This window comes from Proteus sp. HMSC14B05 (assembly GCF_001808035.1).
GTDB classification, from domain to species: Bacteria; Pseudomonadota; Gammaproteobacteria; order Enterobacterales; family Enterobacteriaceae; genus Proteus; species Proteus mirabilis.
In genome coordinates this window covers 72,444-93,213 of sequence record NZ_KV791961.1, presented here as the reverse complement: position 1 = coordinate 93,213, position 20,770 = coordinate 72,444, and the positions used below count along the sequence as shown (strand labels likewise).

The 20,770-nt window shown below is 37.6% G+C and carries 19 protein-coding genes; 10 read left to right on the top strand and 9 right to left on the bottom strand.

The window, feature by feature from the left end; translation table 11 throughout:
• Window positions 1–555: 555 nt before the first annotated feature.
• The 3 genes from HMPREF3129_RS00970 to yieE all read right to left on the bottom strand — a co-directional run bounded on the left by HMPREF3129_RS00970 (window position 556) and on the right by yieE (window position 5,842).
• The gene (locus HMPREF3129_RS00970) at window positions 556–2,562 is read right to left on the bottom strand and encodes a ligand-gated channel protein (protein WP_036920076.1); all 2,007 of its coding nucleotides are present in this window, start codon (window positions 2,560–2,562) and stop codon (window positions 556–558) included.
• 779 nt (window positions 2,563–3,341) lie between these two features.
• The gene (locus HMPREF3129_RS00965) at window positions 3,342–4,829 is read right to left on the bottom strand and encodes an amino acid permease (protein ID WP_004247812.1); all 1,488 of its coding nucleotides are present in this window, start codon (window positions 4,827–4,829) and stop codon (window positions 3,342–3,344) included.
• Window positions 4,830–4,951: 122 nt separating this feature from the next.
• Window positions 4,952–5,842 (bottom strand): DNA-binding transcriptional regulator YeiE, encoded by an 891-nt coding sequence (gene yieE / locus HMPREF3129_RS00960; RefSeq protein ID WP_004247811.1) that lies wholly within the window; start codon window positions 5,840–5,842, stop codon window positions 4,952–4,954.
• A 184-nt stretch (window positions 5,843–6,026) separates the two neighbouring features.
• Here yieE and HMPREF3129_RS00955 point away from each other — a divergent pair, with 184 nt between their 5' ends.
• From HMPREF3129_RS00955 to yeiP, 5 genes are all read left to right on the top strand, one after another.
• A complete protein-coding gene (locus HMPREF3129_RS00955) occupies window positions 6,027–7,112 on the top strand; it encodes a YeiH family protein (RefSeq protein ID WP_004247810.1) in 1,086 nt (361 codons plus the stop codon).
• A gap of 146 nt (window positions 7,113–7,258) precedes the next feature.
• Window positions 7,259–8,104 (top strand): deoxyribonuclease IV, encoded by an 846-nt coding sequence (nfo, locus tag HMPREF3129_RS00950; protein WP_036920075.1) that lies wholly within the window; start codon window positions 7,259–7,261, stop codon window positions 8,102–8,104.
• Between the two features lie 84 nt (window positions 8,105–8,188).
• Window positions 8,189–8,605 (top strand): nucleotide triphosphate diphosphatase NUDT15, encoded by a 417-nt coding sequence (locus HMPREF3129_RS00945; RefSeq protein ID WP_004247058.1) that lies wholly within the window; start codon window positions 8,189–8,191, stop codon window positions 8,603–8,605.
• Between the two features lie 296 nt (window positions 8,606–8,901).
• Entirely contained in the window at window positions 8,902–10,143 is a 1,242-nt protein-coding gene (gene mtr / locus HMPREF3129_RS00940; protein WP_004247056.1) for a tryptophan permease, read from the top strand.
• Between the two features lie 134 nt (window positions 10,144–10,277).
• Entirely contained in the window at window positions 10,278–10,850 is a 573-nt protein-coding gene (gene yeiP, locus HMPREF3129_RS00935) for an elongation factor P-like protein YeiP (RefSeq protein WP_004247807.1), read from the top strand.
• Window positions 10,851–10,984: 134 nt separating this feature from the next.
• Here the strand turns inward: yeiP and HMPREF3129_RS00930 are convergent, their stop codons facing one another.
• Entirely contained in the window at window positions 10,985–11,311 is a 327-nt protein-coding gene (locus HMPREF3129_RS00930) for a hypothetical protein (protein WP_004247806.1), read from the bottom strand.
• Window positions 11,312–11,575: 264 nt separating this feature from the next.
• A complete protein-coding gene (locus HMPREF3129_RS00925; protein ID WP_004247804.1) occupies window positions 11,576–11,887 on the bottom strand; it encodes a hypothetical protein in 312 nt (103 codons plus the stop codon).
• A gap of 346 nt (window positions 11,888–12,233) precedes the next feature.
• Here HMPREF3129_RS00925 and HMPREF3129_RS00920 point away from each other — a divergent pair, with 346 nt between their 5' ends.
• Together HMPREF3129_RS00920 and mepS are read left to right on the top strand one after the other, a co-directional pair.
• Window positions 12,234–12,956 carry a phosphatase PAP2 family protein gene (locus HMPREF3129_RS00920; RefSeq protein ID WP_004247803.1) on the top strand — a complete coding sequence of 241 codons (723 nt, stop codon included), beginning with the start codon at window positions 12,234–12,236 and terminating at the stop codon, window positions 12,954–12,956.
• A gap of 348 nt (window positions 12,957–13,304) precedes the next feature.
• Window positions 13,305–13,919 (top strand): bifunctional murein DD-endopeptidase/murein LD-carboxypeptidase, encoded by a 615-nt coding sequence (gene mepS, locus HMPREF3129_RS00915; RefSeq protein ID WP_004247050.1) that lies wholly within the window; start codon window positions 13,305–13,307, stop codon window positions 13,917–13,919.
• A 185-nt stretch (window positions 13,920–14,104) separates the two neighbouring features.
• On the opposite strand, the gene HMPREF3129_RS00910 is transcribed toward mepS, so the two are convergent.
• The 3 genes from HMPREF3129_RS00910 to rsuA all read right to left on the bottom strand — a co-directional run bounded on the left by HMPREF3129_RS00910 (window position 14,105) and on the right by rsuA (window position 16,892).
• On the bottom strand, window positions 14,105–14,452 hold the full coding sequence (locus tag HMPREF3129_RS00910; protein WP_004247049.1) for a YejG family protein: 348 nt from the start codon (window positions 14,450–14,452) through the stop codon (window positions 14,105–14,107).
• 515 nt (window positions 14,453–14,967) lie between these two features.
• Window positions 14,968–16,152 (bottom strand): Bcr/CflA family multidrug efflux MFS transporter, encoded by a 1,185-nt coding sequence (locus HMPREF3129_RS00905; RefSeq protein ID WP_004247802.1) that lies wholly within the window; start codon window positions 16,150–16,152, stop codon window positions 14,968–14,970.
• A 35-nt stretch (window positions 16,153–16,187) separates the two neighbouring features.
• On the bottom strand, window positions 16,188–16,892 hold the full coding sequence (rsuA, locus tag HMPREF3129_RS00900; protein ID WP_004247801.1) for a 16S rRNA pseudouridine(516) synthase RsuA: 705 nt from the start codon (window positions 16,890–16,892) through the stop codon (window positions 16,188–16,190).
• A 194-nt stretch (window positions 16,893–17,086) separates the two neighbouring features.
• On the opposite strand from rsuA, the gene HMPREF3129_RS00895 reads away from it, so the two are divergent.
• Window positions 17,087–18,850 (top strand): DNA repair helicase RadD, encoded by a 1,764-nt coding sequence (locus tag HMPREF3129_RS00895; protein WP_004251887.1) that lies wholly within the window; start codon window positions 17,087–17,089, stop codon window positions 18,848–18,850.
• A gap of 140 nt (window positions 18,851–18,990) precedes the next feature.
• The gene (gene rplY, locus HMPREF3129_RS00890; protein WP_004247799.1) at window positions 18,991–19,275 is read left to right on the top strand and encodes a 50S ribosomal protein L25; all 285 of its coding nucleotides are present in this window, start codon (window positions 18,991–18,993) and stop codon (window positions 19,273–19,275) included.
• Between the two features lie 83 nt (window positions 19,276–19,358).
• On the opposite strand, the gene yejK is transcribed toward rplY, so the two are convergent.
• On the bottom strand, window positions 19,359–20,363 hold the full coding sequence (gene yejK / locus HMPREF3129_RS00885) for a nucleoid-associated protein YejK (RefSeq protein WP_004247043.1): 1,005 nt from the start codon (window positions 20,361–20,363) through the stop codon (window positions 19,359–19,361).
• Between the two features lie 163 nt (window positions 20,364–20,526).
• Here yejK and HMPREF3129_RS00880 point away from each other — a divergent pair, with 163 nt between their 5' ends.
• Window positions 20,527–20,754 carry a YejL family protein gene (locus HMPREF3129_RS00880; RefSeq protein WP_004247042.1) on the top strand — a complete coding sequence of 76 codons (228 nt, stop codon included), beginning with the start codon at window positions 20,527–20,529 and terminating at the stop codon, window positions 20,752–20,754.
• The last annotated feature ends 16 nt before the right edge of the window (window positions 20,755–20,770 follow it).

The window sequence follows — 20,770 nt, the reverse complement described above, 5'->3', positions numbered from 1 at the left end:
ATAGATTTTCATCAAAAAACCACCTTTTTTTACGATCTTTTTAAATAGCAAACTAAGTTAGCCTTTACTGTCACATTTCATTGACAATATTTGCGTTTTTATCACAAAGCCTAACTTTGAGATATAGCCTATTGTCGTTTGGTATTAAACAACAAAAATCATTAATACATTAACAATCAAAAAGTTAATTAATTCTGCATGTTATATACAACAATACCAACCAAAATAAAGTATTAATAATACATAAATAAATCTAATGTAAATTAATTGCTTATTTCACGCTATAAAGACTAAAAAAGATACAGCCAACTGAAATACCATTATTTTTCAACAAGCCATATAGAGTAATCAAAAATGATTTTCAGTAATAAGAAAAAAAGATTAAGTATTCAGTAAAGATAGTCAGTGGTTAAAACAAATGAACCTTATTTTTAGGTGATTCATTAAACTAAATATAAATGCCTATTATGCATTTTGCCAGTATTGGCTTTAATTAAATAACAAAAAAAGCTCCACATAATGTGGAGCTTGATTGACACACACTGAGGGATAAAACTAGAAGTTGTAGTTTAATCCGATGTTATAACGACGGCCTTCTAAGGTTGAACCGTAATTATCTCTTTCGATGCGACGATCAAAAACATTATAGACGCCACCGATCAGATTTAGTTGCTTCGTTAGACTATAGCTAGTACCTACATCAACAAAGGCGTATGAAGGTGTGCTCTTAGACATTGAAGTACGTGATAAATATTCTGATGTCTTACCACGGAAATTAATGCGTGCCCAAGTTTCCATTTCAGGGGTGGTTTCCCAATTTAAGGTCGCGTTTGCCATATGGCGCGGTTGCTTATTCAGAGGCTTACCTTTGAAATCGCCACTCTTTTGTTCCGTATCTGTGAACGTGTAGTTTGCTGCTAAATTCCATTCTGGGGAAATAATCCAGTTAGCAGTAACTTCAACACCGCGCATATTGGCTTTATCAACGTTAGTTCTATCACTTACAAAATCATAAGGGTCGCCACTATTACCAACACCATCAGCTAATGTACAATCGCGCATACCCGGTGCTTTGTCTGAACGACTATCGCAACGACGAACTTCTGTTATTTTATCTTTAAAATCAGTATTATAAATCGTTAAACTTGCCGTTAAGTTATCACGATTATCCCAAATAATACCAATTTCCTCTGTCACCGATTTTTCTGGTTTTAAATCAGGATTACCGTAAATAACCGCATCATAACGACCACCGCCTGTAGCTTGTCCCCAAGTGGCTGTCGCTTGACGTAAATCCGGTGAACGATATCCAGTAGATACCCCACCTTTTAATGTCCATTCATCAGCTAAATGCCAAACACCATAAACTCGCGGTGTCCAGTGAGTACCAAAGTTTTCATCTTTATCCATCCGTAAACCGGCGGTTAAAGCGAAGTCGTTTGTCAATGTCCACTCATCTTCAGCAAACAGCGCCCAACTATAGCGATCTAGCTTATTATTACCTTTAAGCTTATTGCCTTCATCTTTCAGCTCTTCATAGCGATATTGACCGCCGACACTTAACATATGATCACCAAACATAAAGACGGTTTGGTTACGAACAGTTGTATCATCATAATCCATTTTACGTGATGGATTGCGGCTTTCATCGCGCTGAACATAGGTATTCATAGTACCAAAATCATAAATACCATCATGGGTTAAGGCATAATGCGTTAACTCATAATCAGTAAAGCTACTTTGTGGTTTTTTCCCTTTAACAAGTTCAGCTGATTTTGAATAGCCAACACGTGAATCACGATGTTGATTATCTTTTTTAAATTCAAATTCAACGGTATTTTTCTCATCTGGTGTCCAGCTTAATGTACCGCCACCACTTGCCGTGATCTGACGATTATAGCCATCAACACGTCTATCTTCACCGCGGTGAGAATATTGCCCTTGCAGCTTTAGACCTAACACATTATCAATCAATGGACCTGCAGCATAGAAACTACCTTGTCCTGTATTTCCTTCATTTTTACGCTCAGTCAACGTTGTGTCACCACGTAAACTAAAGTTCCATTCTTTTTGCGCTTTACGCGTAATAATATTGATAACGCCTCCCATGGCATCAGAGCCATATAAAGAAGACATTGGGCCTCTTACTACCTCAATACGCTCAATCGCGGGTAAAGGAGGTAACCAGCCTTGTTCAATACCTGAGTTATCACTATTAGGACGCGTTTCACGAGATGCAACACGCTTACCATCGACTAAGATCATGGTATACTTAGGATCCATACCACGAATACTAATATCAGAGCTGCTACCGCCCCCCGTCACTAGCACCCCCGGAACATCTTTTAGCGCATCAGTTACATCACGATATGATTTTGTTTCTAATTGTTCACGAGTTACAACTGAAACAGAAGCTGGAGCATCTTCAACAGTCTGTTTAAACCCCGAAGCGGTTGTCACCAGTAACCTTTCAGGATCTTCTGCGGAAGCTGTCATCACAAAACTTGATGCAAGAGCAGCAACAACGCCAAGCGCAATTTTATTTTTCTTTAACACTACCATTCCCGATTCTCCAAGAATATATATTCTTTAAGTTTTATATAGATGGACAGATCGACAGTTGCTCAACAATGAAGGTAATTAATTTAATTACCCTTAGTTATTTTGATATTATTTTTATATCCCTATTGACTAAATTCCTATACTTCTGCAGTTATTGTTTTATGCTTCTATAAGATTTTTATCACTCAAATAATTTGACATATAAATTTTCTTTTAAAACAATGTGTTAATAAAATCCTATTAATAGTGACAATATATTTATCAGGCTTGTCTGTAGATTAATCAAACAAATATATACCTACATCTATTTGCATGTTGCTATTGATTTTCTATCCAGCTGTTTTATTAACAGATAAATATGCCAAAGTTTAACCTGATAATTTATTCATCACTTTTTTGCATTAAAATTGATTAATTGAGAATAATGTGTCAAATAAGAAGAAAATTCGCTTAATTGATATAATACGCGATATTCAATATATGACTTCTTATACAACGATGCGTTATTAGATGAGCTAAAAATCGCTCTAGAGAGTGGATGATGACGCTTTACATACATCAGATCTATTTTCTATAACCAATAACACTGTCGTCACATTATTATGCAATAAATTGTTGCTAACAATAAAGCAAATAAGAATACTTATCAATGCGATTGCGAATATAAATTAGAATTTTCTCTTATTTGTGTAATTATTAGTCATAGAATAGAAAAAGAGCCGGCTAAATTGTGATAAAGTTCACAAATTAGCCGGCTCTCTATTTAGTGATAAAACTAACTATTTTTTGTTTTCAATATGCTCAGGAAACTGCATTTCACTGTAACGAATAAAACGTGTTTTCTTCACTATTTTATAGGTAAACCAAATCAGCAGGAATAATGGGATCCCAATATAGGTTGCCACAACACCATACCAGTCAATAGTATCTTCTAAAAATGCCTGATAGTTTTGACCTAATGTAATAATTAAACAGAGAATAAAGGCAAAAATAGGTCCTACAGGGAAGAAGCCTGAACGATATGGCAATTCATTCAGATCACGACCTTGTGCTACATAACCTCGACGAAAACGGTAATGACTGATTGCAATACCTAACCAAGCAATAAATCCTGTCATACCAGATGTATTTAATAACCATAAATAAACCGTTTGGTTACCATACATTGAGCTTAAAAAGCATAAACCCGCAACCACTGTTGTTGCATAAAGTGCATTACGTGGAACACCGTTTTTGGATAATTTACCAAAAAATTTCGGCGCTTTACCTTCTCTTGCTAAGGTAAATAACATACGCGTAGATGCATACATACCGGAGTTCCCTGCCGAAAGCACCGCCGTTAAAATAACTGCGTTCATGATAGCGGCAGCGGAAAGTAACCCTGCATTTTTAAATACCAGTGTAAACGGACTCACACTGATGTCACCCACATCATTACGTAGCAAGTTAGGATCGGTATAAGGAATGATTAAACTGATAATTAAGATAGCTAGGATATAAAACAGTAAAATACGCCAAAAAACTTTACGTACTGCTTTAGGAATATTTTTCGCAGGATCTTTCGACTCCCCCGCTGCGATACCGATAAGTTCAGTTCCTTGGAAAGAGAACCCAACAATCATCGCTACCCCTATCATGGCGGCAAAACCACCAGCAAAAGGCGCATCGCCGATTTCCCAGTTGTGCCAACCTGCATTTTCAGCGCCTTTCATAATACCGGTGATCATCGCAATACCCACCGCAATAAAAATAATCACGGTCGATACTTTAATTAATGAAAACCAATATTCCGCTTCACCAAATCCCTTTACAGAAATATAGTTAAGCAAGAAAATAACAGCTAAAAATAACGCACTCCAAATCCAACCATCCACATCAGGGAACCAATACAGCATCACGAGCTGCGCGGCAACTAAGTCAACTGCAATCGTCACAGCCCAGTTGTACCAGTAGTTCCAGCCTAGAGCGAAACCAAATCCTTCATCAACATATTTAGAGCCATAGGTTGAAAAAGATCCGGAAACAGGCATAAATGCCGCTAACTCTCCAAGACTGGTCATAAGGAAATAGACCATAAGCCCTATTAATGCGTAAGAGAGTAATGCGCCGCCAGGCCCTGCTTGAGCAACAGTTGCACCTGATGCGACAAAAAGCCCTGTACCAATTGAACCACCAATAGCGATCATCGCTAAATGTCGCGCCTTTAATTCTCGACGCAAAGTGCGTACCGCACCCGATTTTGCGGTATCTGTTTGTTGTTCTGACATTATCATTCCACGGTTATATTCATATTCCTAGCATCAATTGTAACAAATCTGGCTGTGGTGAATAGCAAGGATCTAGGATTATAAGATACCTTCATAATCGGGCTTCAATTATTAGTAACTTATCAAGCGTTGTCGATTAAATGTTCAGCATTACAATATGAAAGTAATTTTTTGAGGGCATCAGAGACATGTTTTTGGCGATGATAGACCAAATATAAAGTACGTTGTAATTTTAGACCTTCGACCTTTATCTCTTTTAAAGAGCCACTCTCTATTTGATCTTGGATCACTCGGCGAGATAAACAACTAATCCCCATTTCATACATTACAGCATGTTTTATTGCTTCTGAATTACCTAATTCCATTTCGATTCGATATCCGGGTAATGAAGCAAACAGCAGATGATTGAGTACATCTCGCGTCCCAGAACCGTTTTCACGTAGGATCCACGGCGCGGATTGAAGATCGGCTAATGTCACTGTTTTCGCCTTAGCTAAAGGATGTTCAGGGGAACAAAATATGACCATTTCATCCAGTAGCCATTTTTGGCTGATCAATTCAGAGCTTTGGCAAGCCCCTTCAATAAGGCCTAAATCAACACGGAACTCACTGACTGATTTGACGACTTCTTCCGTATTGCCAATACTCATTTCAAGTGGAATATCGGGGTAGTTACGATGAAAATTACCCAACATTTGTGGCAAAATATAATTACCAATAGTGGTACTTGCAGCAATACGTAAAGCACCATTTCCGGCTTGAAATAACTGCTCTACTTCAGTAGCACGCTCAAGTAAAGAGAGTGCCCTTGGATATAATAATCGCCCATGTTCGTTAGTAACTAAGCGCTTCCCCACTCTATCGAAAAGTTGTACTCCTAGCTGATTTTCTAGATCAGTTAAAGAAGCACTCACAGCGGATTGAGATAATGCCAACTGTTGTGAAGCCTGTGTTGTAGAACCACTTTTAAGTACTTCAGTAAATACTTCCAGTTGTCGCAATGTAATACGCATGTCCATCCCACCTTTTAGCTGTCATAGTAATAACATACTATCCACAAACCAATAACATACCAAGAACAATTGTGAAAATATATCTATATTAGTTTTAGTGGTTATTATTATAAAAATAATGAATTTAATAAATAATAGTATCTGTTATATGCTTATGCAAAATTTACATAAGCAAGGTTTTTCTATGTCAGAGCAAAGTCAAACAACCACATTGGCTAAAAAATGTTTTATTCCTGTTTATCGCTGGCTCCCCGGCTTGCTGCTAACAGGTATATTAACCGCCCTCGCTATTTACGTAGGTGATATTCCATGGTTTTCCAGTATGGGGTTAGGTGCTCTTACACTGGCTATCTTATTTGGCATTATTGCGGGTAATACGGTTTATCCCATCGCTAAACCTTATAGTGATGAAGGCGTTAAGTTTGCCAAACACTATTTACTACGTGCGGGGATCATCCTATACGGTTTTAGACTCACTTTTCAGCAAATTGCAGACGTAGGCGCAACAGGATTAATTATTGACGCTATTATGTTGACCTCAACTTTTCTCATTGCAATGTGGGTGGGGAAAAAATATTTTGGTCTTGATGATCAAACCGTCATGTTAATTGGTGCGGGTAGTAGTATTTGTGGTGCGGCTGCGGTCATGGCAACAGAGCCTGTTGTCAAAGCTCAGGCGAGCCAAGTTGCGGTGGCTGTATCCACTGTCGTAATTTTTGGAACTATCGGTATTTTCCTCTACCCATGGTTTTTCCATCTTAACGCTTTTGCGGGTTGGTTACCTTTTAGTGAAGAAACTTTTGGTATCTTCGCTGGTTCAACCATACATGAAGTCGCTCAAGTTGTTGCGGTGGGTCATTCAATTAGTCCAGATGCAGAAAATGCGGCCGTAATTAGTAAAATGATCCGCGTGATGATGCTGGCACCTTTCTTAATTATCCTTTCTACTTATATTAGTAAAAAGGGCCGTAAAACAGTAGGTGCGACAACAGAAAAAAGTCCGATAACTATTCCTTGGTTTGCTGTGTTCTTTATCTTAATGGCTGGTTTTAATTCATTTAATTTAATTCCTGCCGCTATTGTGAGCTATATCGTTACTATTGATACTATTTTATTGGCAATGGCGATGGTAGCACTAGGTTTAACAACGCATATTAGTGCGATACGTCAAGCGGGTGTAAAACCACTACTGCTAGCTTTATTTCTCTTTTTCTGGCTAACGTTAGGTGGTGCTGCTATTAATATCTTTATCCAATCTGTGTTGATGTGATTGTTTAATCTATCCTTGAGTATGTACCTCCGTATTGCGCAACTTATTCTAGTTTAAGTTGCGCCTTTTTATTTTCCTCATATTCAGATGTCAATAAGCCCACGATTTGTTATCGTAGTGTGAAATAAGATTAGAGGAGAACTATGATGAAATTTGTTGGCGCACATGTCAGTGCTGCAGGTGGTGTTGATCAGGCTGTATTACGAGCTCATGAGATCAAAGCAACGGCATTTGCTCTTTTTACTAAAAATCAGCGCCAATGGAAAGCAGCCCCGTTATCAACTGAATCGATTGATAAATTTAAAAAAAATTGTGAAATCTATGGCTATGGTCCAGCACAAATTTTACCACACGACAGCTATCTGATTAATTTAGGGCATCCAGAAGAAGAAGCCCTTGAAAAATCAAGAGCCGCTTTTCTCGATGAGATGCAACGCTGTGAGCAATTAGGCATTGAATTACTTAATTTTCACCCAGGTAGCCATTTAAAAAAAATCGATGTTGATAAATGTCTGCAACGCATCGCTGAATCAATTAATATCACCTTAAATAAAACCCAAAATGTGACCGCAGTGATTGAAAATACCGCTGGACAAGGCACTAACTTAGGCTATCGTTTTGAACATCTCGCCGCCATTATCGATGGTGTAGAAGATAAATCTCGAGTGGGCGTTTGTATTGATACTTGTCACACTTTTGCTGCAGGTTATGATCTACGTACTGTTGAAGACTGCGAAAAGACCTTTGCTGAATTTGATAATATTGTCGGCTTTCAATATTTAAAAGCCATGCACTTAAATGATGCTAAAAGCGAATTGGCTAGTCGTGTCGATCGCCATCATAGTTTAGGCCAAGGCAATATTGGCAAAGTACCCTTTACTTATATTATGCAAGATACCCGTTTTGATGGGATCCCACTTATCTTAGAAACAATTAATCCTGATATTTGGCCAGAAGAAATAGCTTGGTTAAAATCACAACAAACTCAATAACCTTATTTCTTTTTTACTTGCGATTTGATGTACTAAAATCGCAAGCCTCTATTTTTTTATCCGTATGCTATTTTGGAGTCTCTCATGTCTGTAGTCGTTGGTGTTGGAGTGATCATCGTCAATGAAAAAGGTGAAGTATTATTAGGTAAACGCTGTGGTAAACACGCCCCTTATTGGTCAATTTTTGGTGGCCATGTCGATCCGGGGGAAACCTTTGAGCAATGTGCTATTCGTGAAATTGAAGAAGAGATTGGCATTACCATCCCTACTCCTGAAGTGATTGGGATCAGCAACAATCTACAAACTTATCAATTAGAAGGTAAACATACCGTATCTATCTGTATGATAGCGCAATATCAAGGTGGCGAGCCTAAGTTAATGGAGCCAGATAAATGTTCTGAACTACGCTGGTGCTCACCTGATGATTTACCTGAACCCCATTTTGAAGCGAGCCGTAATTCTATTGCTTTATGGAAAAGTAAACGTTTCTATCAACCTTAATTAACACTCTTCATCATTATTCTGAATATTCTTTATTCAGAATAATGTTTTCCCCTACTTAGTTATTATTCAACGTGATCTTTTTTCTATTTAATTTCCTTGACTCTATTTGGCTTATTTTTGAGCACAAATAATTTAACCTATTGATTTATATAAAGATAAAAACTTATTGTACTATTTTTATTCATTTTTTTATTTAATAAACAAGGAAGTGCTCTATTTACACCCTCAGATCAAGCGTGTATTCTCTACACTATCAAGCTAGTACATTGAGTCATTTTTTATAAGGACATGTTATGTCAGAAGTCACATCCATTGCTAAACGCCCATCTATACTCGGTGGTGCGATGATTATTGCCGGTACGGCGGTAGGCGCCGGTATGTTCTCCATCCCTATTGTGACTTCCGGTGTGTGGTTTACCGGCTCTATCTTTTTACTCATTTATACTTGGTTTTGCCTATTTATGTCTGGCTTAATGATCTTAGAAGTTAATCTTCACTACCCCCTAGGATCAAGCTTTCATACTATTACCAAAGATTTATTAGGTAAAGGATGGAGTACCATTAATGGTCTTTCTATTGCTTTTGTTCTCTATATTTTAACTTATGCCTATATTTCTGCAGGTAGCTCCATCATTGTGCAAAATTTTGCTAATGTGGTTAGCTTGCCACAAGCCGTTGCAGGCTTAGTATTTGCCCTTGTTGTTGCTTTCTTCGTTTGGTTATCAACCCGAGCCGTTGATCGCTTAAGTACCATATTAATTGGCGGTATGATTGTGGCTTTTGTATTTGCTATCGGTGGATTATTTACCGAAGTGAAAATGCCAGTATTATTTAATACAACAGAAAGCCATGCCAGTTATTTACCTTATGCACTAGCCGCATTACCTTATTTATTAACCTCCTTTGGTTATCACGGCAATATTCCTGGATTAGTCACCTACTACCGTAAAGACGGTAAAGCCGTGATGAAAAGTCTATTAATTGGTACCTTGATTTCGCTGGCTATCTACATTTTATGGCAGTTTGTTGTACAAGGTAATATTCCTCGTGAAGGCTTTAAACAAGTCATTGCTGAAGGCGGAAATATTGGTAACTTACTGGCACAAATGCGTATCAATACAGCAAATACTTCCGTTTCATTCTTATTAGACTTGTTCTCATATATGGCATTAGCGAGTTCATTTTTAGGCGTGTCTTTAGGGTTATTTGATTATTTAGCTGATTTCTTTAAATTCTCAAATACAGGGACAGGACGTTTAAAATCGGCCATCGTAACTTTTGTACCACCTACTATTTTAGCGATTATTTTTCCTGATGGCTTCTTGTATGCTATTGGCTTTGCAGGACTTGCAGCCACAATTTGGGCGGCGATAATTCCAGCATTAATGGCAAAAGCCAGTCGTCAACGTCATCAGCAACAAAGCTTTAAAGCACCTGGTGGCACCTTTATGATTATCTTTGTGATCTTATTTGGTGCAATTAATGCGATTGCACACATATTAGCAAACTTTAATCTCCTACCTATTTACCGCTGATCTTCCGTCAAGCCAGCAATATGCTGGCTTGAACCTTCTTCTGCCAAAAAAATATTGCGAAATACTTGCCAAGTTTCAGTACTACGAGTAATTTTGTCGCCATTATCGTCAATGCTATTTATAGAAGGTTACCTATGGCAAAAGCTAATGAAATTAAGCGCGGTATGGCTATCAGTTATAACAATAAATTATTATTGGTAAAAGATATCGACATCCAAGCGCCAAGTGCTCGCGGTGCAAGTACTTTGTATAAAATGCGCTTTACTGATATTCGTACAGGCCAAAAAGTAGAAGAACGTTTTAAAGGGGATGATATCCTCGATACTATCAACTTAACACGCCGTGCAGTCAGTTTCTCGTATATCGATGGTGATGAATATGTCTTTATGGACAATGAAGATTATACACCTTACACCTTCAAAAAAGATCAGATTGAAGAAGAGCTGCTGTTTATTCCAGAAGAAGGCTTAGCTGGAATGCAGGTCTTAACTATGGATGGACAAGTTTTAGCTTTAGAGTTACCGCAAACTGTTGATATGGAAATTATCGAAACAGTACCAGGCATTAAAGGCGCGTCAGCGAGCGCTCGTACTAAGCCTGCGACTCTACCTACTGGATTAGTCATTCAAGTCCCTGAATATCTTTCTACAGGGGATAAAATCCGTATTCATATTGCTGAACGTCGCTATATGGGGCGTGCTGATTAATTAACCGCCAAAAACCTCCCTCACAAAGTAATATTTTACTGATGTGATGCTAAATAGGTCAGATAATCGTAAGAAACCCACTGTGACAACGATTATTTGACTTGTTTACCTAATCATTCCCTGTCAATACACAATTAAAAATATTGCACATTAATCAATCCATTTTTTTCAGCGCCATCCATCCAACGGATTTCAGCTTTCCCCATATTTTGAGGCAGTATAATTGATGATGATTGTTCAAAAGAGGTAGGGAAAATAGACTGGGTTGATGTAAAGACTTTGTTATTTTTGTAACATTGGTACTCAGCTTGATCGAGTGTGAAATTAATTTCACAAGCTGGATCAACAATTGCTCCTCGTACATAAATCTGTCCTGTGGTTTGCTGTGCTGTTGACGCCCAAGCAAATGATATCGAACTGGAAACGAGAAGACTGCATAAAATGGTCAGATATTTTTTCATAACGACCTCACTTCTTGTTTGCGCAGTAGGTATGAGGATCACGCCTACTCGACATACTTTTATCATAGCAATAAAATATGACATTCATATAGACACAATAAGAATGTTTGATGTCTATCAAATATGAGTGGTTTTTATTTATAAATAAAAAATCAACGTTGATTTAAGCTTAAGTCAAATATTCATAACTTTAATAACCTAATTATTTAAACATCAACTTTCTATTTAATTAACACAATTTATTTTATTATTAGTATTAATTAACTAATTATAAACAATATTCATTACTGCTAGATGATCGTTAATCCATTCGATATCCATAAAACCTTTATTATTAATTAATTGCGAGTTAAATTGCTGATTAGCATCTAGTTTATATTGGAAGTCTTTCATCTCCTTACCATTCCAACAACTTGTTTTAACAGTATTTTCTTCTGATGATGCATAACATCCGCCTTCGACAATAGCACCAACAAAAGTAATTGTTGTTGAGCCTAACACTTTACTTTCACGTGCTAAACTAGGTGCCGTTAATAATAGACCTAGACATGCTAAAACTATCGGTATCTTTTTCAAAATAAACCTCCTCTCATTTATTTAAGTACAGAATGTCCACGAGCCAATATGCTATTAAACTAATAACTAATACCGGCTAGTAACTTTATTTATTTAACTTTTATCTTTGATTAAAGTTTAGAAAGAAATTATAAAATACTCAAATTAAGACTATCAATAAAAAATATTCTATATTTGACTTATATCAAGATAAGAGAAGCTAACAAGACTGAAACAAAAAGATAACATTTGCCTTAGCAATTAATTGCAAAGATATTTTTTTTTATTTTGGCTATAGTCCCTGCCATAAACTTAGAGTATTTGTGATTTAGATCACAATTAATCAACGAATTTTTTAATTATCCTTATGAAACTTTCTACTGTTAAACAAAAATTGTCTCTTATCTTGCTGTTAAATTTGGTTGGATTGACTCTTTTTTTATCTTGGTATCTTCCCGCACAACATGGGTTTTGGCTTTCAATAGATACACATATCTTTTATTTTTTTAATCGGCAACTATTGCCAGACTCTTCTTTTGCTATGTTTGTGGCTTATGTCAATAATCGAGCATTCGATGTGATTATTCTGCTGGCGATGGGAGGGTTGTATTACCATACCTTTCGTCAGAAAGATTATCAGGGCAAACGCCATCTCATTATTGTGGGAATAGTCATGGTGCTAAGTGCAATCGTAATTAATCAGATTGGACAAAATATTCCTATCGAAAGACCTAGCCCAACACTTCATTTTCACGATGTGCACCGCGTAGGTGTAGTGACAGGAATACCGACTAAAGATGCATCAGGTGATAGCTTTCCTGGCGATCATGGTTTGATGCTACTGATCTTTTGTAGCTTTATATTACGTTATCTTTCATTTCGCTCTTTTTTATGCGCTCTTTTAATTACGGTAATTTTTTCATTACCTCGTGTTATGGCTGGCGCACATTGGGCTTCTGATATCTTAGTTGGCTCTATCTCGCTTACTTTAGTCACAACAAGCTGGTTATTAATAACCCCTGCCTCTGATATCATCATTCATTGGCTAGATGAGCATCTCCCTTTTAAAGGCAAAAAAGCATTTAGCTAATTAAGTATAAAAAATAAGTAAAAGTAAAAATAAGCGCCCTACTGAGCGCTTATTTTTTATCTGTAAAAGGATAGTTTTATAACAAAAAGATAATCATTTTTAGTATGCGTTCTTTATTATCTAATGTTTTGTAAATTAAGCCTCTTTCCTCTCGCCATTTGACTTTTCTTTATGTAAACTTTTTATGTTTCCACATTATTTATTGTTTAATGTGGATATTTACGTGCTTTAGAGCACGTTTTTCGCGAAATAGGGTTGCCAGAGTTAAATTACACTATATTCTCTGGTTATTTGGTGAATATTCATGTGCTCATCTGGCACATAAGGATGTAAGGGAAATCTGTCACAATGAGAAATAAACCGTTTATGAGAATGCTTAAGCTCATACCGGCGTTTATTGTCGTAGCTACGTTATCAGCCTGTAGTTCACAAAACGCGTCTTCACGCTTAGCTAATTCAACAACTGCCCCACTTAATAAATCTTCAAGCACATCTATTTCCCAAGCATCTCAAGATGAATTTGAATCATTGGTGAAGAATCTCGATATAAAATCTAAGATACTTGACCAATATGCAGACTGGAAAGGTGTTGCATACCGCTTAGGTGGCAATACAAAAAGTGGTATTGATTGTTCCGCTTTTGTCCAAAGAACTTTTCGTGATCAATTTGGTGTCGAATTACCTCGTTCAACCTCCGATCAGCAATTTGCCGGTACCAAAGTTAATCGTTCAACCTTAAAAGCGGGTGACTTAGTACTGTTTAAGACTGGTCGCACTATGCGCCATATTGGTATTTATATCGGTAATGATAAGTTTGTTCACGCATCAACCAGCAGTGGTGTTATCGTTTCTGAAATGTCCAATGTCTATTGGAAAAACCGTTTCTATACAGCGCGTCGGATCATTGATAATAATACAACAACAAGTCTTGCTGATAACTATTCTCAAGCGTCATTAAGATAAAATTTTCCCTTATATCTTATCGCAATAAAAAAGCCCCAATACTTATTGAGTATGGGGCTTTTTTATGTTGTTTTTTCTTGCATAACAGAGCCATATAGCCATCGTTAGTGAGTATTTTTATCTAAGTACATAGCAATAGATTGTGCATATGTCGTAGAGAAATACCCATTAAGAACAAAAAAGAACTACAGATAAGAGTAGTCTGTTGGAAATGGCTCAGCAATTGCAACCCCTGCATTTTTTAAGCAACAAAGTGCTGCGCACTCATCATCACTATGTAAAAATAAACAAGGTACGCCATCCCACTCAATAATCACATTTTCAATATTGAGATTATTCAGATACTTTTGTAAGTTCTGTATTGCCTCATCTAAAGTCATACCATCATGACTTAGCAGTTTTAAGCCAATCAAGGTATTTTGTCTACTAGCATCATTCTCAGGTAGAATTTCTACCCTTGTGCCTGTAAAGCCTGCTAGCCACCGATAACTCAGCGGCAGCTTATGAACCACCGAAAGTTGTACATTTTCCACAAATCAATCCTGTTTCATCAACACGTTAATTTAATACATCATCAATACGAGTTTGAACTGACTTGCTCACACACATATTAAAATATTGTTAAAAATAAAGCATGAACGTTACAATAATCTTACAAAGAGAGAGGTATTTTAAGCTGTTTATTTCGCTTAACCTTTATCAACCTTCATATCAGCCCTGATTACTCTTTTCAATTATTCTTTCATTTATTTAACATTTTATCAACTATATAAAATAATTGCATAAAATTTTACGCATTTAAGTAAAACAATCTATCAATTTTTATCATGATATTTCATATTACTAAAACAATAATAGATGATTATTAAAATAAACCCCAGTTAATTTAACAAAAATACAACATTAAGTGTTGATGCAAATCAAATAAGTTACATTGAAGGGAGAGAATTTAGAGAAATATTTAGTGAAAAACGTGGCGATAATGACATTTTAAAGATAAATAGAAAGGAAAACGCTATAAATACAGTGTATCTATAGCGTGATATTCTTATTTATAACGACGAGCAAGTAACAAGAAACTCATGGCACAGATAACACAAAATGCCATCGAACTCACCATCGGCCACTCAGTTTTAGCGGGTAACATTGCAATAGCGGTTCCAACTAAAGCCCCCACACCAAAACGGATAGTACCGGCTAAAGAAGATACCGTACCCGCCATATGTGGATAGTCTTCAAGAATAACGGCCATCGCATTTGAGGTTATCATGGCTATCCCACCAACATACATAGCCACTCCCACAACAAGGAAGTAAAAATGTAAATTAAGGGCGACCACCAATATTAAGAATATGCCCATTAAAAACTGCACAGTTAACCCAAAACGTAACATATTCAGTGCACCAAATCGGCGCACATAGCGCCCATTGATACTGGTCATGACAATCAAGAAAATAATATTAAAACCAAAGTACAAGCCAAATTGGTCGAATGGAATACCATGTAGTTCGATATAAACAAAAGGCCCTGCACTTAAAAATGAAAACATCCCTGCAAAAGAAAATCCCGATGCCAGGATATAGCAAAGTACTCGACGTGCTCTAAATAAGCTAATAAATTGACTAAATGTCACTCGTAGGCTAAAGCGTTGGCGGTGCTGTTTGGGCAAAGTTTCCGGTATATAGAGCGCAATTAATGCAGCAGCAATGATCGCCGCAATAGCGATACTCCAAAAAATAGCATGCCATGAGAACCAGTTCATCACCCAAGCACCAAGTAATGGCGCTAATAATGGAGCAATCGTCATGACTAATGCAACAAATGACATGCTTCTTGAGAACTCATCTCTTGAAAACATATCCCGCATTAAAGCATTAATGACAACACTTGCAGCGGCGGCAGCAAATCCATGTAGAAAACGCATACCAATTAGCATATCGATCGAGTCAGATAATGCACAAGCGCTCGATGCTAATGCAAAAACAATCACACCACCTAGAATAACCGGTTTACGCCCTAGACTATCTGCCATCGGCCCATAGACCATTTGTCCAATAGCAAAACCAAAGATATAGCTACTTAATGTCATCTGAACTTGGCCACCAGGCACGCCAAAATCCCGTGCTATAGTAGGTAAACTTGGCAGGTACATATCGATAGCCAGTGGCATAAGCATGGAAATAAGCCCCAATATTAAAATGAGGCTAAAGTACGACGGACGTTGCTCTTGCACGCAGTTAAACTCCAAAAAACGACAAAATATAATTATTATTTAGGTAGATGAATGCTATTGATTTCTTCTTCTGTTAGCGGTCGGTATTCTCCTGGCGCTAAAGCATCATCTAATGTGATATCACCGATACGCTCTCGATGTAACGCGACAACATGATTACCCACCGCAGCAAACATACGTTTAACTTGATGGTACTTCCCTTCACTGATGGTCAGTTTTACCTCAGTCGGTGTTATTACTTCCAATGTCGCAGGCTTAGTCAATTCTTTTTCGCCATTTAACTGAACACCCGTTTTAAATTTCTCGGCGACATCCGTAGCAATAGGCTGTTCCAACGTTACGACATACGTTTTTTCACAGTGATGTTTAGGTGCCGTTATACGATGAGACCATTGACCATTATCGGTTAATAGCACTAACCCTGTAGTATCAATATCTAAACGCCCCGCAGCATGTAATTTATGTGCTAGTGGCTCATCAATAAAATAAAGAATGGTGGGGTTAACAGGATCATCCGTTGAACACACATAACCAATAGGTTTGTTCAACATAAAATAACGCGGGCCTAAAATTTGTGTCAACACATTGCCATCATAAGCAACTTCTTGTTCAGGTGTGATTTTAGTCGCACCTGTTTTTACCATTTCACCATCTATAGTCACAAGCCCCGCTCTAAGTTCACGAGCTACTAAATTACGGCTAATCCCCAATTGCTGGGATAAAAATTTATCTAATCGCATGAATTTCTCTGAAAAATGGAAGAGTACCATCTGATATGAGGCATCTATTAAAAATGAATATTAACAATAAAACAACTAATTAATTTACCCTTAAATCATTTAGCCTTTCACTGTATTTAATTACAGTCTTTCTGTTCGCACTCACCGCTAAAAAGTGCTACGCTGGTGCTCTGTTTTGCTTTTGATGTATGGTTATGGCTTTTACACTCAGACCTTATCAGCTTGACGCGGTTAACGCGACAATCACTTATTTTCGCCAACATAAAACACCAGCACTTATTGTATTGCCTACCGGTGCTGGAAAAAGCTTAGTCATTGCCGAACTTGCTAAAAGAGCACGTGGGCGGGTATTGGTTCTAGCACATGTAAAGGAATTAGTAGAGCAGAACCATAGCAAATATGAAGCCTATGGTCTATCTGCGGATATTTATGCCGCCGGATTACAGCAAAAAGAGAGTCGAGGCAAGGTTGTTTTCGGCAGTGTGCAATCGGTAGCACGCAACTTATCACAGTTTGAGCATGCTTTTTCTCTATTAATTATTGATGAATGTCACCGTATTAGTCTGTCTGAAGATAGCCAATACCAACAAGTGATCAAACAACTTCAAACCATTAACCCCCAATTACGCATCTTAGGATTAACTGCTACTCCTTATCGTTTACCGACTGGTTGGATTTACCAATATCACTATCACGGTATGGTAAAAGGGGATGACAATTGTTTTTTTCGTGACTGTATTTATGAATTACCTTTACGCTACATGATAAGTCACCATTTCTTAGTCCCACCAACACGTTTAGATATGCCTATTTTGCAATATGACTTTAGCCAAGTTAGAACGAGCCAAAATGGTATTTTTAATCAAGAAGATCTCAATCGCGAAGTAAAAAAACAACAGCGTATTACACCCCATATTGTGTCACAGATAATTGAATACGGTGAACAACGCCGTGGTGTGATGATATTTGCGGCAACAGTCGAACATGCGACAGAAATCTTCACATTATTACCCCAAGGACAAGCCGCGTTAGTCAGTGCTGAGACCCCCTCTTCTGAGCGTGACGCATTAATTTCACAGTTTAAACAGCAACAGCTACGTTATATGGTTAATGTTGCTGTATTAACCACAGGCTTTGATGCGCCCCATGTTGATTTAATTGCTATTTTACGCCCAACGGAGTCCGTCAGTTTATATCAACAAATAGTAGGACGAGGATTAAGGTTATTTGCAGGAAAAACAGAATGTTTAATCTTAGATTATGCAGGTAACCCTCACGACCTTTATCTTCCTGAAGTGGGTAGTAAAAAACCCAATCCAAATAGCAAACCGGTACAAGTGTTTTGTCCTCTCTGTCAATTCGCTAACACTTTCTGGGGCATAGTTGATGCAGATGGCGATATTATTGAGCACTATGGGCGACGTTGCCAAGGTTGGGAGCTTGATGAGCAAGGACAAAAAAAACAGTGTGATTATCGCTTTCGTTTTAAATTATGCCCACACTGTAATGAAGAAAATGATATCGCCGCACGGCGTTGTGTGCACTGTAATGAAATCCTAGTTGATCCTGATGATATGCTCAAAGCTGCTTTAAAGCTAAAAGGCGCCCTTATCCTTCGCTGTGGAGGAATGCAATTACTCAGTGGTCAAGATGAAAAAGGTGAGTGGCTTAAAATCAACTATTATGATGAAGAAGGTACTTCTGTTTCAGAACGATTTCGTTTAAAAACGCCTGCCCAACGTAAAGTATTTGAACTCAAGTTTTTACGCGAACACCAGCGCGCCCCTGGCGTTCCTTTTGTATGGCATAACGCTCAAGATATTATTAATCAGTTTGATTTATTACGTTATCCTGATTTTATTGTGGCACAAAAAAATAAAAAAGATGGCTTTTGGCAAATTCGTAATAAGTTATTTGACTATCATGGACGCTTTCGTAAAGCAGATACCTTATATTAAAGTCGATTTATATTTGCTGTTAGAGTGCTTTTTCGTTAAAATGCGCCCCGCTTTATCTGTTTTTAGATAAACCAAATCTCGAGCTTGTTGCTGGGTCGCCTGTAACAAGTATGTATTTTCTTTTTCATAAGAGAAAAAAGATGTTAACTATTAATGCAACAGTACGTAAAGAGCAGGGTAAGGGTGCGAGCCGCCGCCTGCGTGTGGCTAACCGTTTTCCAGCTATCGTTTATGGCGGAAATGAAGAGCCAATCGCTATCGATTTAGATCACAACGAAGTTATCAACCAAGAACACAAATCTGAGTTCTACGCTGATTTCGTTAACCTCGTTATCGATGGTAAAGCAACTAAAGTTAAAGTTAAAGCAGTGCAACGTCACGAGTATAAGCCAAAAATTACTCATATTGACTTCCTGCGCGCTTAATAAGCCAACCTTCGAGCTTTATTTTTCGGGACGCCGAGCATGTAACGCCACTTAATGTGGCGTTATTTGTTTCTATCTATTGCCTATTTTTCTGAAACTCTACGCTGTAACTGGTCGCGTAAATTAGGTGGAGTTCCTTTTATCGTCAGTGTATCGGTAGCGGGATCCCAAAAAATTCTTTCCCCCAACAGTTTCGCATCAAAATTAACCGTTAACCCCCCACCACTTCCTGAATACTTCATTAATTGGCGTAATGTACTGCGATCTGCGGGAAAAGTTTCCGCTAATTCATACCCTTTTTCTTCTGTAAACTGTGCAAAGTTTTGATCACCTAATGGCGGTAACTCTTGTGCAAGTTCAGTTAATGCAATCTCTTCACCCGATTGCAATTGCTCATTACAATAGCTGTAGACTTGTTCACGACAAGTTTGGCGCTCTTGTTTATTCATGTCTGATGCTTCACAAAAGTCATCAACCGCTTGTAATAAGCCTTTATTTTGTACTTTAGTATTTAAACCTTCTTGCGCCCCTAAAAAGTCCATAAAGAAATCTGAAACTTTGCGTCCTACACGCCCTTTTAAGAAGGTTAAATAACGTAAAGAATCGGGTGAAGTCTCCCATTCAGTTAAATCAATACGAGCGATAATATCTGCATGAGGAATATCTAAATAGCGTGTTGAAGATACATCAAGACTGTCATTGACCCACATGCTATTACAGCTATTCAATACAGCGATTAATAAATATTCCACCGCAAGATAACGATAATGACAAAAAAGAACCGTTCCCCCTTCAGCAAAAGGGTATTTCGCTAACTCATCTTTAAGTCTAACCGTCGCTGCACGAGAAAAACCTAAAAATTCTTCTTCACCTTGACGTTGTAAACGTAATGCTTGAGCTAATTCGCTCTCTTCATTAAATAAACCATAGGCTTTACTTTTTGCACTATAAACACGATGTAACTCTTCGACCATCTCTTGAACAACCGGCTCAATGTCTAAGAGTGAATCACGTAGTACCACTTCTAATGTCTGCTCATCACGCTTAATAAGTTGGTGCAAGACTAACTGGTTAATATCTAGACTCATGGGCGCCCTCCTTTATCCCGATTCTTTTTGTGCGCGTATTCAAACATCCCCTACTTTTACTATCAAGGGGTATAACCGCAAAATAATTAATTTAATAGCAGAAAAATAACACGCCTTGCGGTAACATATAGCGTTTTATCCATTTAGTAGGAATTCAGATTTTATGCCACAAAAATCCCGTTATAGTGATGAACAAGTTGAGCAATTACTTGCAGAACTTGTCAGCGTTCTTGAAAAACATCATACTCCTACAGATCTTTCTTTGATGGTGTTGGGGAACATGGTGACAAACTTAATCAATACAAGTATTGCCCCTGCTCAACGAATGCTGATTGCAGACTCTTTTGTTCACGCTTTACGTGCTTCAATTGATGAAGGCAATATTCACTAATAAACACAGAAATATT